Annotated in this window: 12 protein-coding genes; 9 read left to right on the top strand and 3 right to left on the bottom strand. The window is 75.3% G+C overall.

The features are described 5' to 3' along the window. Window positions 1-469 precede the first annotated feature (469 nt). The 3 genes from sigK to ABD323_RS33785 all read left to right on the top strand — a co-directional run bounded on the left by sigK (window position 470) and on the right by ABD323_RS33785 (window position 3,545). On the top strand, window positions 470-1,054 hold the full coding sequence (gene sigK / locus ABD323_RS33795; RefSeq protein WP_344445890.1) for an ECF RNA polymerase sigma factor SigK: 585 nt from the start codon (window positions 470-472) through the stop codon (window positions 1,052-1,054). Further along, complete coding sequence (locus ABD323_RS33790; RefSeq protein WP_344445889.1) at window positions 1,051-1,830, top strand: anti-sigma factor; 780 nt, start codon at window positions 1,051-1,053, stop codon at window positions 1,828-1,830. Before sigK ends, ABD323_RS33790 begins: the two co-directional genes overlap by 4 nt. A 95-nt stretch (window positions 1,831-1,925) precedes the next feature. Further along, complete coding sequence (locus ABD323_RS33785) at window positions 1,926-3,545, top strand: carboxyl transferase domain-containing protein (protein ID WP_344445888.1); 1,620 nt, start codon at window positions 1,926-1,928, stop codon at window positions 3,543-3,545. Window positions 3,546-4,198: 653 nt separating this feature from the next. Here the strand turns inward: ABD323_RS33785 and ABD323_RS33780 are convergent. Further along, on the bottom strand, window positions 4,199-5,842 hold the full coding sequence (locus tag ABD323_RS33780; RefSeq protein ID WP_344445887.1) for an NRAMP family divalent metal transporter: 1,644 nt from the start codon (window positions 5,840-5,842) through the stop codon (window positions 4,199-4,201). Between the two features lie 484 nt (window positions 5,843-6,326). Between ABD323_RS33780 and ABD323_RS33775 the strand changes: the two genes are divergently transcribed. Both ABD323_RS33775 and ABD323_RS33770 read left to right on the top strand, forming a co-directional pair. Next, on the top strand, window positions 6,327-6,806 hold the full coding sequence (locus tag ABD323_RS33775; RefSeq protein ID WP_344445886.1) for a DNA-binding protein: 480 nt from the start codon (window positions 6,327-6,329) through the stop codon (window positions 6,804-6,806). A 191-nt stretch (window positions 6,807-6,997) separates the two neighbouring features. Continuing rightward, window positions 6,998-7,993 carry an NAD-dependent epimerase/dehydratase family protein gene (locus ABD323_RS33770; RefSeq protein ID WP_344445885.1) on the top strand — a complete coding sequence of 332 codons (996 nt, stop codon included), beginning with the start codon at window positions 6,998-7,000 and terminating at the stop codon, window positions 7,991-7,993. A gap of 114 nt (window positions 7,994-8,107) precedes the next feature. Here ABD323_RS33770 and ABD323_RS33765 read toward each other — a convergent pair whose 3' ends face one another. Both ABD323_RS33765 and ABD323_RS33760 read right to left on the bottom strand, forming a co-directional pair. Beyond that, window positions 8,108-11,167 (bottom strand): fibronectin type III domain-containing protein, encoded by a 3,060-nt coding sequence (locus ABD323_RS33765; protein ID WP_344445884.1) that lies wholly within the window; start codon window positions 11,165-11,167, stop codon window positions 8,108-8,110. A 130-nt stretch (window positions 11,168-11,297) separates the two neighbouring features. Then, window positions 11,298-12,185, bottom strand: coding sequence for a neprosin family prolyl endopeptidase (locus ABD323_RS33760; RefSeq protein ID WP_344445883.1), 888 nt, complete (start codon window positions 12,183-12,185; stop codon window positions 11,298-11,300). A 197-nt stretch (window positions 12,186-12,382) separates the two neighbouring features. Between ABD323_RS33760 and ABD323_RS33755 the strand changes: the two genes are divergently transcribed. From ABD323_RS33755 to ABD323_RS33740, 4 genes are all read left to right on the top strand, one after another. Continuing rightward, window positions 12,383-13,780: a helix-turn-helix domain-containing protein gene (locus ABD323_RS33755; RefSeq protein ID WP_344445882.1), complete on the top strand. Its 1,398-nt coding sequence runs from the start codon at window positions 12,383-12,385 to the stop codon at window positions 13,778-13,780. 62 nt (window positions 13,781-13,842) lie between these two features. Then, window positions 13,843-14,340 carry a DinB family protein gene (locus ABD323_RS33750; RefSeq protein ID WP_344445881.1) on the top strand — a complete coding sequence of 166 codons (498 nt, stop codon included), beginning with the start codon at window positions 13,843-13,845 and terminating at the stop codon, window positions 14,338-14,340. Window positions 14,341-14,368: 28 nt separating this feature from the next. Continuing rightward, window positions 14,369-15,028, top strand: coding sequence for a Fic family protein (locus tag ABD323_RS33745; RefSeq protein WP_344445880.1), 660 nt, complete (start codon window positions 14,369-14,371; stop codon window positions 15,026-15,028). A 116-nt stretch (window positions 15,029-15,144) separates the two neighbouring features. Next, window positions 15,145-15,368 (top strand): hypothetical protein (locus ABD323_RS33740; RefSeq protein ID WP_344445879.1); only part of this gene is annotated, 224 nt, incomplete at its 3' end.

The raw sequence follows: 15,368 nt of genomic DNA, 5'->3' as shown, positions 1-15,368 counted from the left end.
GCCCGCACCGGCCGCGCCGACCGGCGCGCCGCTCGGCGGCGGGCGGAGCGGGCGGGCTCCGGGGCGGGGTTCCTGGTGGTGCTCACAGCCTGCATTCGGCGCCACGGCCCGGCCGGTTGGGTCCGGGCCGCCGGTACACCCGAACGAGTGAGATGGGACGGCTCTGCGCCCACCGGGCCGGGCGCCGGTGGCCGCGGTCGTGGCAGGCTCACCGGATCGGAAGGACCGGCCCCGCCCCCGCCCGCGCACCCCGCAGCCGAACCGCATCCGGACCGGGGTCGAGCCGGGGAGCGGGCAATCCGGTCGGCCCCCGGCTCCGAACAGACAGTGCGCGCGCCGACTCCAAGCGCCCCCGGCGCGCGGCGCACCGCACCCAGCCCAGCGCGCACAGGAGGTCCCGCATGCCAGCGCCCCGACCGGCAGCCGTCGCCACCGCGGCAGCCGCCGTCCACGACCGGGTGGTGGGCCGGTGAACACCGTCGTCCACCTCTCGGGTCCGCAGCGGCGCGGGCCGGACCTCAAGGAGCTGGTCGCCCAGGTGGCGTTCGGCGACCGCGACGCCTTCAGCGGCCTCTACGACGCGGTGGCCGGCCCGGTGCTCGGGCTGATCCGGCGGGTGCTGCGCGACCCCGCGCAGTCGGAGGAGGTGGCGCAGGAGGTGATGCTGGAGGTCTGGCGCACCGCCGCCCGCTACCGCCCCGAGCGCGGTGAGGTGATGCCCTGGGTGCTGACCATGGCCCACCGGCGTGCCATCGACCGGGTGCGCTCGGCCCAGGCGGCGGCCGACCGCGACCAGCGGGCCGCGGCCGCCGCGCACACCCCGGTCTTCGACGAGGTGGCCGAGCAGGTCGAGGGTCGGCTCGAACGCGAGCAGGTCCGGCGCTGCCTGCGGACGCTGACGGAGCTCCAGCGCGAGTCGGTCACGCTCGCCTACTACCGGGGGTACTCCTACCCCGAGGTCGCCGACATGCTCGGCAAGCCGCTGGGCACCGTCAAGACGCGCCTGCGCGACGCCCTGATCCGACTGCGGGACTGCCTGGGAGTGGAATCATGACCATCGCGCCCGACCTGCACACCCTGACCGGCGCCTACGCCGCCCACGCGCTGCCCGAGGCCGAGCGCCGGCAGTTCGAGGGCCACCTCGCCACCTGCGACGCCTGCGCGCAGGAGGTCCGCGAGTTCACCGCCACGCTGGCCCGGCTGGGAGCCGCCGAGGCGCTGACCCCTCCCCCGGAGCTCAAGGTCCGGGTGATGGGCCGGATCGGCAGCGTGCGCCAGGCCGCGCCGAGCCCGTCCGGTCCGGGCGCGGACGACGGCCGGCCGATGGGGCCGGACGGCCGCCCGGTGACCGGGCGCGGACGCGCCGGCCGGCGGGCGGCCCGGTTCGCGCTGGCCGCCTCCGTCGCGCTGGCCGCGCTGCTCGGCGGCATCGCCTACCAGCAGCACGACCAGGCCCACCAGGCCCGCAGCCAGGTCGCCCAACTGCAGGAGCAGCAGGCCCGGTTCTCCAGCCTGCTCACCGCGCCGGACGCGCGCACCAGTACCGCCAGCGCCGGCGCGGCGGTGGGCACCGTGGTCTGGTCGCCGTCCCGCGGCCAGGCCGGCTTCCTGGCCAGCGGGCTGCCGGCGCTGTCCGAGGGCAAGACGTACGAGCTCTGGTTCGACGACGCGGGCACCATGCGTCCCGCCGGGCTGTTGCCCGCCTCCAGCGGGGCGTTGCTGCTCAGCGGACCGGTGAACGGCGCGGTCGGGGTCGGGGTCACGCTGGAGCCGGCCGGCGGTTCGCCGCACCCGACCAGCGCCCCGATGATGCTGCTGCCGATGACCTGAGGCCGACCAAGCGGGGCGGACGGGCGGCGGGGCGCGACCCGTGTGACGGAGTCGGGGATTGCCCCGCCACCCCCCGCTTGCGGAGACTGGCCGGTGTGGACGAATCGATCTCCCCGCCCGAGCCCGCCCAGCGGCCCGCCGCCCTGGTCTTCGCCGACCAGGTGCTCGACGCCGGTTCGTTCCGGAGCTGGGACGACCCGCCGCGGCACCCCGTGGACGGCCCCTACGCCGCCGACCTGGCCCGGGCCCGGGCCCGCAGCGGGGCGGACGAGGCCGCGCTGACCGGCGAGGGGTACCTCGCGGGGCACCGGGTGGCCGTGCTGCTCAGCGAGTTCACCTTCCTCGCCGGGTCGATCGGCACGGCCACCGCCGCCCGGCTGCTGCGGGCCGTGGAGCGGGCCACCGCCGAACGGCTGCCGCTGATCGCCTTTCCGGCCTCCGGCGGCACCCGGATGCAGGAGGGCACGCCCGCCTTCGTCCGGATGGTCGCGATCGCCAACGCCGTCGCCGCCCACCGGGCGGCCGGCCTGCCCTACCTGGTCCACCTGCGCCATCCGACCACCGGCGGGGTGCTGGCCTCCTGGGGCTCGCTGGGCCAGCTGACCACCGCGGAGCCCGACGCGCTGGTGGGCTTCCTCGGCCCGCGGGTCTACCAGGCGCTCTACGGCGCGCCGTTCCCCGAGGGGGTGCAGCGCGCCGAGCACCTGGAGCTGTTCGGCACGGTCGACGCCGTGCTCGCGCCGGCCGCACTGCGCGCTCACCTCGCGGACACCCTCACCATCCTCGCCGGGAGCGCCACCGACGGCGCGGCCGAGCAGCGGGCGAGGGACGAGGTCGCGACCGGGCAGCGGACGAGGGACGAGGTCGCCACCGAGCCCCGGACGCCCGAGCCCGCCGGCTCCCCGGCGCACCCGCCGGTCTGGCGGTCCGTCACGCTGACCCGCGATCCCGGCCGGCCGGGGCTCGCCCAACTGCTGGGCGCGGCCGACCGGTTGGTGCGGCTGCACGGCACCGGCGCGGGCGAGCGGGACGACGCGCTGACCCTGGCGCTGGCCCGGTTCGGGCGCACCGGCTGCGTGGTGGTCGGCCACGACCGGGCGACGGCCGCCCGGTCCGGACCGGTGGGCCCGGCCGCGCTGCGCACCGCCCGGCGCGGGATGCGGCTGGCCACCGAGCTGCGGCTGCCCCTGCTCACCGTGATCGACACCCACGGCGCGCTGCTCAGCCCGGCGGCCGAGGAGGGCGCGCTGGCGGGCGAGATCGCGCGCTGCGTGGCGGAGTTGAGCGCGCTGGCCACCCCGGTGGTCAGTCTGCTGCTGGGCGAGGGCGCGGGCGGCGCGGCGCTGGCCCTGCTCCCCGCCGACCGGGCCGTGGCCGCCGAGCACGCCTGGCTCTCGCCGCTGCCGCCCGAGGGCGCCTCGGTGATCCTGCACCGCACCCCGGACCTCGCTCCGGGCCTCGCCGAGCAGCAGCGGATCGGGGCGGCCGAGCTGCTGCGCGAAGGCGTGATCGACCGCGTCCTGCCCGAGCCCCGCCCGGCCTCCGAGGAGCCGGCCGCCTTCGTGCGGCGCGTCCTGGCCGCCGTCGAGGCCGAACTGGCCGCCGCCGCCCTGGCCCCGCCCGGCGCCCGCGTCGACCGCTTCCGACGGCTGGCGGACCGGCCCGACCAGGAGGCTGCCGCGGCTGATCCTTGGGATGTAGGTGGCGCACCTTGAGGCGTGCGTCGTGGGTGGTGAACCGCCAGTTCACCTGACGTTGGTCGGTGTTGGTGGCGTTCTGCCGTCGCCAGGACCGTGTACCCGGTCGACGGCAGATGATGGCGCGGTCGCGGAATGCATGTGCATGCCATGTTAGTCTGACGCCCCATCATAGAGCCGACCGCCTGACCGGCGGGGAATTGGCTTCTGTCGGCTCCTGTCGGCTGGTTGAGGCACTGAGGGGAACAGATGAACAACGGTAGGAAGCACCTGCTGACCGCTGTCGCCGCTTCGGCGGTGCTTTCCTTGTCGGTGCTCGGGCTGGGCTGGCACGCGGCCGCCGAGTCTCATGGGGGTGCCGGCAAGTCCGTGGCCACTCAGTGGCCTGGCGCTCAGGGGTCTTCGGTGGTTTACGAGGCCGCCGGTGAGACGCCGGCCACTCAGTGGCCCAAGGCGCAGGGGTCTTCCGTCGGGGCCGAGGGCGTCTGAAACGAGCTCGTGCGTGGTCAGCCGTGGCCTGCGGGCGGCGGGCTCATTGGGCCATCCGTGGCGGGCATCGCGGCACGTGCATTGATCGTCTCGGAGCGTCGGACTGCCGGCTGGTCGCCGGCCCGCGCTGACCGGCGAGGGGTACCTCGCGGGGCACCGGGACCGGTCCGGCTCGGGCCGGCTCACCGGGCGAGCGCGACCTGCACGAGCTTGACGACCACCAGCACCATCGCCACCAGCAGGTAGCCGCGCAGCGCGCCCATCCCGACCCGGCGACCGGTGGACAGCACCGGACGCGTCAGCGTCTCCAGCGGCGGCATCCGCCAACTGTCGCGCCCGGTGCGGTCGACGGCGTCCTCCTTGGTGCCGATGCGCCGGCGGGTGAAGGAGTAGCCGGCGGCCAGCACCCCGGCGACCCCGCAGCCGGCCATGATGTCGAGGATCGCCCGCGCGCTGATGTCCGGGAAGAGCACGGAGGCGGTCAGGATGATCGACAGGGTCACCAGCACGCCGACCACCGCCGCCGTGAAGGCGTTGGTCCTGGGCCCGTTGACCCACGGCCCCAGCACCTGCCGGTCGTTGCAGAGCAGCAGCAGGAAGACCGAGGCGGATGGCAGCAGCACGCCGGCCAGCGTCTGCACGCCCACCGTGAGCAGGCCCAGCGGGGAGCCGGGGATCAGCACGATCGCGGCGGCCGCCGCCACCAGGCCCGCGTAGACGGCGTAGAAGCCCTTGGCGCCGCCGACCCCGCGGTGCAGCGAGTGCCGGATGCCGAAGACGTCGCCGATCGCGTACGCGGTCGAGAGCGAGACCGCGAAGGCGCCGATGATCGAGGCGTCCAGCAGCGCGACGGCGAACAGCACTCCGGCCACCTTCCCGGCGTGCGCGGCCAGTTGGTGGGCCACACCGGCGGTGTCGGTGAAGGCGCCGGCGCCCTCGCTGCCGGCGAAGGCGACCGCGGTGAAGCCGGTCATCGCGGCGGCGCCCAGCACCACGACCACGATGCCGATCCACAGGTCGACCTTCTCGTAGCGCAGGAAGCGCGGGGTGATCCGCTTGTCGATCACGTAGGACTGCTGGAAGAAGAGCTGCCAGGGCGCGACCGTGGTGCCCACGATGCCGATGATCAGCAGCATCACCGTCGACAACTGGCCGGTACCACCGGGCAGTTGCGGCACCAGGAAGTCGTGGGCCATCCGCGCGCCACTGGGCCGGGCCAGGAAGTAGACCGGCACCAGCAGCAGCGAGCCGGCACAGAGCGCGATGGCGATCCGCTCGAAGCGCCGGAAGGAGCCGGTGAAGGCGGAGGCGATGACGATCGCCGCCGCCAGCACCACGGAGGCGACCTTGGGCAGGCCCAGGTAGCCGGTGGCGAGGGTGATCCCGATGAACTCGGTGACCAGCGTCAGCGCGTTGAGCAGGAAGAGGTCGATCACGCTGAAGGCACCCCAGAACCGGCCGAAGCGCTCCAGGATCAGCCGGGCGTGGCCCACGCCGGTGACCGCGCCCAGCCGCAGCACCATCTCCTGGTTGACGTAGAGCACCGGGACCAGCAGCAGCAGCGTCCACAGCAGGTGGGTGCCGTAGTTCTGGCCGGCCTGGCCGTAGGTGGCGAAGGCGCCGGCGTCGTTGTCGCCGACCATCACGATCAGGCCGGGACCGATGATCGCGAGCAGGGTGCGGAACTTGGCGGACAGGCCCGTGCGCGGCGCGGTGTCGTCCAGCCGGATGGTGCCGAGCGCCCCCCTGATGTCGCCCACGTGGGCGTCGTCCAGGACGGCGGCCCGCGGGGCTCGGGCCTGTGGGTCGAGGATCACGTTGGTCATGACGAAACCTCCCGTGCCCCCGCGGTCGGGGGCGTGCGGAGGCAAGGCGGTGGCCGTCCGTCCCGGCGGCGCGCAGCAGCACGGCCCGGCGGGGCCGTGGGGGCCGCGCCGGGGCGAGGTGGCGTCAGGAACGCGCCTGGGGCGCGCAGGGGAGGTGGCTACCGCTTGCCGGTGGAGTACGAGGACAGGCGGATGGGGGGCCGTTTGTGGCCCGGACTACTGCAACTTGCATCCATGTCTCTCGCCTCCTTCCGGCCGGGACGCACAGAGGTGCGTGTCATCGACTCGGCAAGGAGCGGACCGGCCCGGCTGGGGAAGCCGCCGGTTCACCCCCACACGTCAGAGCGGCACCGCAACCGGGCGCACTCTGGTGAACCTGGTCAGCATAGACCCATGGTTGCCGGTTCGCGCAACCGAGTTTCTTGAACGATCTGTTTGCTCCATTCCGTTGACAACGCGGCGGAGCCATCGCCATGATGCCGACATGTCGTCATCTCCCGCCACCCCGAACGGATCCGCCACCACGTCGACCGGATCCGCCGCCGAGCCGGCCGACCCGTTCACCGCCCCCGATCCCGACCGGATCCGGGCCCGCCGCGAGTACGCCGCGCTCTTCCGGATCGCCGGACGGCACGCCAACGGCGACGCGCAGCGCAACCGCCAGCAGCACGCCTCCGTGCTCGCCCCGCACGAGGCGGTCCGGCTGGTCTCCTTCCTGCTCAGCGGCGCGGCCCTGGTCGAGGAGGGCGAGGCGCCGGTGGACCACGCCGACATCACGGCCGCGCTGAGCCTGCTGCCGCGGGCCCGCGTCGAGCTGGACGAGCTGGAGATCGGCCTGCTGGAGATGGCCAGGGGGCGCGGCATGACCTGGCAGGAGATCGCCTTCGGCCTGGGTCTGGGCACCCCGCAGGCCGCCCGCCAGCGCCACGAGCGCCTGGCGGCCCGCACCCCGACGACCGACTGACGACCGACCGACCCGCCGAGCGACCGAGCGATCCGACGACCCGACGACCGACTGACGACCGACCGACCGACCGACGACCGGCCGGCTGAACGCCCAGGCCCCCACCCCCGCGGGCGGGTTGCGCTCTCAGCGATTCCGCCAGGAGCGTGCAGCCCTTCCCGGCCGCCCACCCCGGAGGCAGAGTCGGCGCCATGAGAGCCAAGAGACTCCTGATCCTGGGCGGCACCGAGTTCGTCGGACGCGCCTTCACCGACGAGGCGCTGGCGCGTGGTTGGGAGGTGACCGTCTTCCACCGCGGGCGCCACCCGGCCCCGCCGGGGGTCACCTCGCTGCACGGCGACCGCGCGGCCGGCCCGCCGGGGCTGGCCGCGCTGTCCACCGGCAGCTGGGACCTGGTGGTGGACACCTGGCGCGGCGCGCCCACCGCCGTCCGGGACGCGGCGCGCCTGCTGGCCGACCGGGTCGGTCACCACGTCTACGTCTCCAGCCGGTCCGTCTACGCCTTCCCGGCCGCCCCCGGACTCGACGAGCAGGGGCCGGTGGTGGCCGGCTCGCCCGACTCCACCGACAGCGAGTACGCGCCCGCCAAGCGCGGCGGGGAGCTGGCCGCGCTGGCCGCCTTCGGCGAGCGGACGCTGCTGGCGCGCTGCGGTCTGGTGCTGGGGCCCGGCGAGAACGTCGGCCGGCTGCCCTGGTGGCTGAACCGGATCGCCCGCGGCGGGCCGGTGCCGGCTCCGGGGCCCAGTGAGCTGGGAATCCAGTACATCGACGCGCGCGACGTGGCCGCCTGGTGCCTGGACGCCGCCGTCCGGGGCCTGGGCGGCGCGTACAACCTGGTCAGCCCGCCGGGGGAGACCACCATCGGCGCCCTGCTGGCGGCCTGCCTGCGGGTCACCGGCTCGGACGCCGAACTGCGCTGGGTGGACGGCGCGGCGATCGTGGCGGCCGGGGTGGAACCGTGGACGCAGCTGCCGATCTGGTTCCCGCCGGGCGAGTACCACGACACCATGCACCAGGGCGACGTGCGCAAGGCGCTGGCCGCCGGGCTGCGCCTGCGGCCGCTGGAGGAGACCGTCGCGGACACCTGGGCCTGGCTGCGCACGCTGCCCGGCCGCACCCCGGAGGGCACCGAGCACTCCCCCACCGGCCTCAGCGCGCGGACCGAGGCCCTCCTGCTGGGCCACTGACCCGCCGACGCGACGAGCCGGCCCGCGCAGGGCCCGGCACGCGCGAGGGCGGGCACGCAGAGGGGCCGGTCGGCCGGTGCCCGCAGGCACCGCCCGACCGGCCCCGAGGGAGGGTCAGGACGGCTGGAAGGCGTCCGACTGGACCGGCGTCGAGCCCAGGCCCGCCGCGTTGTGCGCCACCAGCGTGGCGTACAGCTGGACGCCCGAGGGCAGTCCGGTCAGCTGCGCCGAGGCGCCCGGCGCGGCCACGGTCAGCGAGCTGACCAGCGCCCCGTCGGCGACCTGGTGGATCTCCACCACGGTGTCGGTCAGGTCGGCGCCGCCGGTGCTGCTCGGCGCCGTCCAGTAGACGGTCGCCTGCCCGCTGCCGGCGACCACCGCCACCGCGGTGACCGGCCCGGGAGCGCCCGCCGCCACCGGGGTGACGGTGATGGTCGAGGCCGGGCCGACGCCCGCCGCGTTGCTCGCGGTCACGCTCACGGAGTACGGCACGCCGTTGTTCAGCCCGCTCACCGTGGCACTCAGGGTGCCGGCCGGCACCGTCACCGGGCTGCCGACGGTGAACCCGCCGTAGGAGGCCGTGACGGTGTAGCCGGTGATCGGGGAGTTGCCGCCGGAGGCCGGCGCCGCCCAGGTGATCAGCGCGGAGCCGTCGTGCGGGGTGGCGCTGAGCGCCAGCGGCGCCGAGGGCGGGGTCGGCCGGTTGAGCGTGTAGCCGACCGGCGCGGAGGTGACGGTGTTCCCGGCCGCGTCCGAGAAGACCGCCTGGACCTGCACGGGCCCGTCCAGCGGGAACGTCTGCGCGGCGTTCCAGGTCAGCGCCGGGGCGTTGCCCTGGCCGTCGGTGGCCGCGGGCCAGGCGGACAGCGGAGCGAGTCCGGTGCTCACGTCACCGGGCGGGATGTCGGTGAAGGTGCCCGAGCTCCCGCTGCGGACCTGGTAGCGCACGCCGGTCAGGCCCGGCGCCGAGGTGGCGGCCAGGCCGACCGCGGCGCCGGTGCCGCTGGAGCCGTCCGCCGGACCGGTCACCGCGGCCGAGCCGATGCCGAAGGCGTAGCCGACCGTGGTCGAGACGGTGCCCGCCTGGTCGACGGCGGCCACCGCCAGCACGTGCCAGCCGGGCGCCAGGGTGAGCGACAGGCCGGGGCCGGTCACGGTGTTCACCGTCGGCGCCCCGTCCAGCCGGTAGCGGTAGCCGCTCAAGCCGCTGCTGGTGTCGCTCAGCGTGAAGTTCACCGGGCCGCCGGTCGGCGCGGTCCACACGCCGGCCGGGAACCCGGCGGCGTCCACCGTCGGCGGGTTCGGCGGCACGGTCGCCACCACGAAGGTCTGCGGCGCGGACCAACTGCTGTCCTGGTTGCCGTCGTAGGAGCGCACCTGCCAGGTGTACGTGCCGTCCGCCAGCGCGGTGCCGGGCTGCCAGGTCGCGGGGGTGCCGGAGGTCACGAAGCCCGAGGTGCCCGAGGCCTGCACGTGGGTGTCGGCCAGGATCTGGTACTCCAGCTGGACGGTGTCGCCGTCCGGGTCGGTGGCGCTCGCCGACAGGGTCGGGCGCCCGCTGGTGGTGTAGAGCGTGCCGTTGGTGCTGGTCGAGGGCGTCACGGACATCGACCCGGGGACGTTCGGCGCTCCGTCGTAGGTGACCGAGAGCTGCGCGTTCTGCGAGAACCGCGAGAAGTACAGGTCGTTGCTCTCGTTGCCGGCCAGCAGCCCGAAGGTGATGTTCGGCCAGTGGCCGGCCGCGGCGTTGGTCACCTGGTTGAGGAAGTTGAACTGGCCGACCGGCTTCTGCCCGTTGCACGCGGCGGCGTAGGCCACCGAGCTCTGCAGCACGGCCCGGCTCGGCTGGTTGCTCCAGGTGGTCGCCGAGCTGATCGGGCTGCTGGACCAGGCGTTCACGGTCCGCGAGGCGGTGCCGCAGCTGGCGCTGTAGGTCTCGGTGACCGCGACCGTGGCGCCGAGCACCTTGGTCCCCCAGATCGCCGAGGGCACGCCGAGCTGGTAGTAGGCCCGCTCGACGCCGGTCGGCGAGGAGAAGCCCTGGAAGCCGACGGCCAGCCCGACGCTGGGCGGGGAGTTGTACTCGCCGGTGTTCGGGTAGGCCGCCTGCACCTGGTCGAAGGCCTGGGTCGCGCCGGAGGCCGGGTGCGGGGCGAAGGACGGGTCGAGGAAGAGCGGGAAGCTGGCGCCCGGGTCGGTCAGCAGCGTGCGGTCCGGCACCAGCGCGAGGGACGCGCCGCCACCGTTGCCGGCGCCCTGGACGGTGGCGTGGATCGCGGCCTGCCGGGCGCTCGCGGCCGGGCCGCTGACGTCCGAGGGGGCGTCGGCGACCGGACCGGCCGCGGCCGACCCCTCGGCGGTGGAGGCGGACGCGGCGGCCTGCGCGCCCGCCGGGTGGCCGGAGTCCCACATCCGCGGCGCGGGCGCGGTGAACAGCTCGTGGCCGGCCGCGTCCTTGACGGCGAGGTTGTCCCCGGCGTCGGCGCTCAGCGTCAGCCCGGGGCTGGTCTCGGTGGCCAGCGTGAGCGAGGCGAGCGCCGGATCGGCGGCGGCCGTCGCGTTCTTGACCACCAGCGCCTGCTGGATGCCGCCGGCCGGCGTGGCGGAGACCTGGAGGTCGACGCCACTGGGCAGCACGTCGCGGTAGGTCGCCACGGTGCCGGTCACCGACGGCGCGGGCAGCGGGTGCGGCCAGCGCAGCGACAGGTGCTGCCCGTCGACCGTCAGGGTGGCGAGCGGACCGTCGCCGCCGCCGGAGAGCACCAGGTCCGAGGTGGTCACCGCGGGGGCGTAGTGGCCGTCCGGGGTGCGGTGCAGCGTGGCGTCCAGGCTCACCCAGGCCTCGCCGCGCTTGCGCCACTGCGGCTGGGCGTACGACTGGTAGGTGAAGGTGCCGTCCGGATTCACGAAGGTCTGCGAGGAGTCCGTGTGGCGGTCCGGCAGTTCGACCGCGCGGCCCTGGGAACGCGCGCGGGCGGCGAGCGCCTGCTCGCCGCCCGGGGCGGTGCTGGTGGCCGTGGCCGGGCCGGCGGGTGCGCCGGCGGTGGTGGGTGCTGCGGTGGTGGGTGCGGCGGCGGCCGAACCGGCCAGTGCCAGCGGACCCAGCAGGGCGGCAGCCGCTATCGCGGCCGCGTACCGTCTGCCCCCGAGTCCGACCCGATCCCGTGCATGCATGCGAACATCCCCCGTAGGTTGACGACAGCGGTCCGATCTGGATCTTGCGGGACCACTTTCAGCTCATCCTGACTGTTCGTCAAGGCCCGCCGACCGGTGGGGATCGGCGGGCTACCCACGGGCTACCGGCTCAGCAGCGGCCGCTGCCCGCGCCGCCGAGGTGGAAGCCGGTCCGCGTGACGTCGCCCGCGCTGTACAGCGCCGGGCTGGTGGCGGTGACGGTCAACTGGGCCCGGTCGTGGGAGTCGTAGACGCCGAAGTCCTCGATCCAGCCGGCGCCGCGGGCGGTTCCGGCGCGGCCGGTGCCCATGTCCTCGCAGGTCGCACCGGCCGCGTGGGCGACCTCGCCGAACGCCGAGATGATCTGCGCCCGCTGGTAGGTGCCGCCCCAGAGCGAGCCGGGGAAGTAGCCCACCGCCTGCTCGTCGTAGAAGAGCCACCAGTCGCCGCGCACGTTGACGATGCTGAAGCGGGCCGCGCTGCCGGTGCGCACCGCCATGCCGGGCTTGATGCTCCGGGAGACCTGCACGAAGCCGCAGCCGTTGTAGCAGCTCTCCTGGCCGTCCACCCAGTGGTAGACGAACAGGTGCGGGCGGGTGTCGCCGTTGAGGCCCAGGTCCACCGTCCAGCCGATCTCCACGGTGGACTTCTGGTCGGCGGACTGCAGCGCCAGCTCCTGCAGCGAGTGCGACTCGACGTCGCCCGGCTTGATCTCCGGGGCCGCCTGCAGCATCCGGATGGTGGCGCCCTTGGCGTCGGTGACCTGACGGCCGTTCACGTAGTCGTAGCAGGAGCCGTACCAGCAGATGGGTCCGGAGCCGGTGACCGCCAGGCTGCGGGCGCCGCCGGCCGGCTGGGCGGCGAGCCCGGGCGGAGCGGTCACCGGCAGCGGGCGCGGCGCGAGGGTGGCGGCGGCCGCGTCCGTGGCCGGGTGCTGCCCGGCGGGGGCGGCCGCCAGCAGGCAGAGCGCGGTGGCGAGGGTGGTCACGCCGCTGAGCAGCGTTCGGCGCAGGCGCATGGGAGCTCCGTTCCAGCAGAGGGGTGGGGGGAACCGGCGGGGCACTGGCGGGCCTACGGCGCGTGGGGTTAACTTCTGACGTAAGCCCGTTTAACTTGGGGGTTAAGCTAGCGGGCACCGCTCGGCGCACGCAATACCCTGGGCGGCACGAGAACCGGCCGGCACACCCGGCCGAGACACAGAGCGGTGGCGACAGGATGGCGAAGAAGACGGCGGCGGAGCCGACGGCCGAGTCGGCGGCCGAGCCCACGGGGCAGGTCCTGATCGGCCGCCGGGTGCTGCGGCTGCGCACCGAGCGCGGGCTCACCCAGCGGGCGCTCGCCGAGCCGGACTACACCGCGGCGTACATCTCCACCCTGGAGGCCGGACGGGTCAAGCCCTCGCCGACCGCGCTGAGCTACCTGGCCGACCGGCTCGGCGTCGACGTCGAGCAGTTGACCACCGACCGGCCCGCCCACCTGGCCACCGAGCTGCGGATGCGGCTGGCCGACGCGCGCCGCACGCTCTGCACCGGCGAACCGCAGCAGGAGGCGGTCCGCGACGCCGCCGCGCAGTACGCCCGACTGGCCGACGAGGCGCGGCGCTACGCCCTGGTGGCCGAGCAGGCCGCCGCCCTGACCGGCCTCGCCGAGTGCCACACCGAGGCCGGTGAACTCACCGACGCCATCGCCGGGTTCACCCAGGCCGAGGAGTTGCTCGCCGACGCCCCGCTGCCCCAGCGGGTGCCCGCGCTGCGCGGCCGGGCGGTGGCCCACCTGCTCGCCGGCGACCTGCGCTACTCCTGCTACCTGCTGGAGAGCACCATCGACCAGCTCAACGCGAGCGGCCTGCACGACCCCGACGCCCTGCTGCTGCTCTACTCGGCGGTGATCGCGCCGTACATGGACCTGGGCGCGCACAGCCGCGCCGCCCAGGCCGCCGAACTGGCCCTGGCGCTGGCCCCGCAGGTCGCCGACCCGGCCCTGGTGGCCCGGCTGCACCGCGGGGTGGCCCGCACCCTGCTCGCCGAAGGACGGGCCGCCGAGGCCGACGCCTCGCTCGCCAAGGCCCAGGAGCTCTACCAGCAGCTGATGATCCGCCCGGAGCTGGCGCACTGCCACTGGATGCGCGGCTACCTGCGCGGCCAGGAGGGCGACCTGGTCCAGGCCGAGCGCGAACTGCGCACCGCGCGCGAGATCCTGGCGCACCGGCGGGCCGCGCTCTACACCCGCCAGATCGACGTCGAACTCGCCGACGTGCTGCGCCGGCTGGGCCGCCCCGAGGAGGCCGCGGCACTGCTCGCCGATCTGCTCGACGACCTGCACCCCGGCCACGGCGCCGTCCACGCGGGCGCGGCCCACCGGCTGTTGGGCAGGATCGCCGAGGAGCGCGCCGACCTGCCGGCCGCCGAACGGCACTACCGCGCCGCGCTCGACCTGCTCCAGGAGGCGGGGGCGGCCGCGGACGTCGCCGACCTGTGCCGGATGCTCGGCGACCTGCTGCGCCGCACCGGCCGGATCGAGGACGCGCTGGACGTCTACCGCAGCGGCCTGGGCCACCAGGCCACCCCTGGCACCACCACCCTGGGCCCGGCCCCGGCCGGACCGCCGCTCTGAGCGGGACGGGGCCGCCGAAAACCGTTACGGGCCGGCCCGCGGCTTCGACTAGCGTGGCCGCCATGACGGCGAACCAGTTCTCCAGCGCGACCGAGCGCGAGGCCCTGTCCGGTTTCCTCGACAAGCAGCGCGACGCCCTGCTGCGCAAGCTCGAGGGCCTGTCCGACGCCGACCTGCGGAAGGTCCCGACCGCCAGCTCGCTCTCGCTGCTGGGCCTGCTGAAGCACTCGGCCCTCTGGGAGCGCCGCTGGTTCCAGATCATCCTGGCCGGCCGCACCTTCCCGGGCGAGTGGCCCGAGGTCCAGGACGTGGACTTCGACACCGACTTCCAGCTCGACGAGCGGGACACCCTGGAGCGCTGGAGCGCCTACTACCGCGAGCAGGTCGCGATCAGCGACGAGATCGTCGCGGCCACCGACCTCGACACCCCCTGCGCCTGGCCCAAGCAGGCCCACCGCAACGCCCGGTGGGTGGTGCTGCACATGATCGAGGAGACCGCCCGGCACGCCGGCCACGCGGACATCATCCGCGAGACCATCGACGGCACCAAGGGCATGTAGTACCCCGGACCGGCCAGGAGTGACACCCGTGCCCACCGGCGAGGACGCGCTGGCCACCTGGTGCCGGGTCAGGGAACAGGTCGACTGGGCGACGGCGGGCGCCGGAGCACCCGCGCCCGGACCGGCCGCCGTGGACGGGCTGGCGCACTGGTTCGACGGCCCGGTCCGGCAACGGGACGCGGCGCCCGCCGACCGGCTGCTGGCCGCGCTCGCCCTGCTGCGCGCGGACGCCGCCCGGCGCGCGCCGCTGGACGCCACCCTGCTGGCCGGCTGGCAGCGGCTGGTCCTCGGCGTGCCGCACGCACCGCTGCGCACCGGCGAGGCCTTCGCCAAGGGCGGCCGGGAGCGCTACGGGCTGACGCCGCACACCTGGCGGGATTTGGCCGCGTGCCTGCGGCAGAGCGCCGATCCCGCCCTGCCACCGGCCGCCCGGGCGGCCCGCGCGTACCTGGACGTCGCCTTCTTCCACCCCTTCGCCGACGGCAACGCCCGGCTGGCCCTGCTGACCCTGGGCTACGTGCTGGAGCGGGCGGGCGGACGGCTGGACGAGGTCGGCCCGCTGCAGACCACCCGCTACCCGGACGACCCGGCCGGCGCGGCCGACCTCGCGGCCCTGGTCACCGTCCTGCTCCGGGCCACCCACCGTCGCAGCGGACGCCGGCACGCTCCGGGCACCGTCCCCGGCTGACCCCGCCACCCGCACCGCCGCCCGCGCGGCGGCCCGGGCGCGGACACGCGGGCGTCCCCCGTTCGGGTGAGGGTGCGTCGGCCCGGGCGGCGGGGCGGCTAGCGTCCGGTGGCACTATGGCCCGTTCCGCCCGCCACCCCCGGCCCTGGAGCGCCACCGCCCTGCTGGTGGCGCTGCTGGTGCTGATCGGGCTGCCGCAGCAGTGCGAGCGGCCGATGAACACCCCGGCGGTGGCCGTGGCCACCACGGCCGCGACGGCGATGCCGGCCGGGTCACCGGTGGCTGCGCCCGCCACCGCTCCGGTCTCCGACGACGACTGCTGCGCCGCCGCCGACCTGCC

The sequence above is a fragment of the Kitasatospora nipponensis genome, assembly GCF_039528135.1.
Classification (GTDB): Bacteria; Actinomycetota; Actinomycetes; order Streptomycetales; family Streptomycetaceae; genus Kitasatospora; species Kitasatospora nipponensis.
The sequence above is the reverse complement of the archived record's forward strand: the minus strand, read 5'-3'. Positions and strand labels throughout refer to the sequence as shown.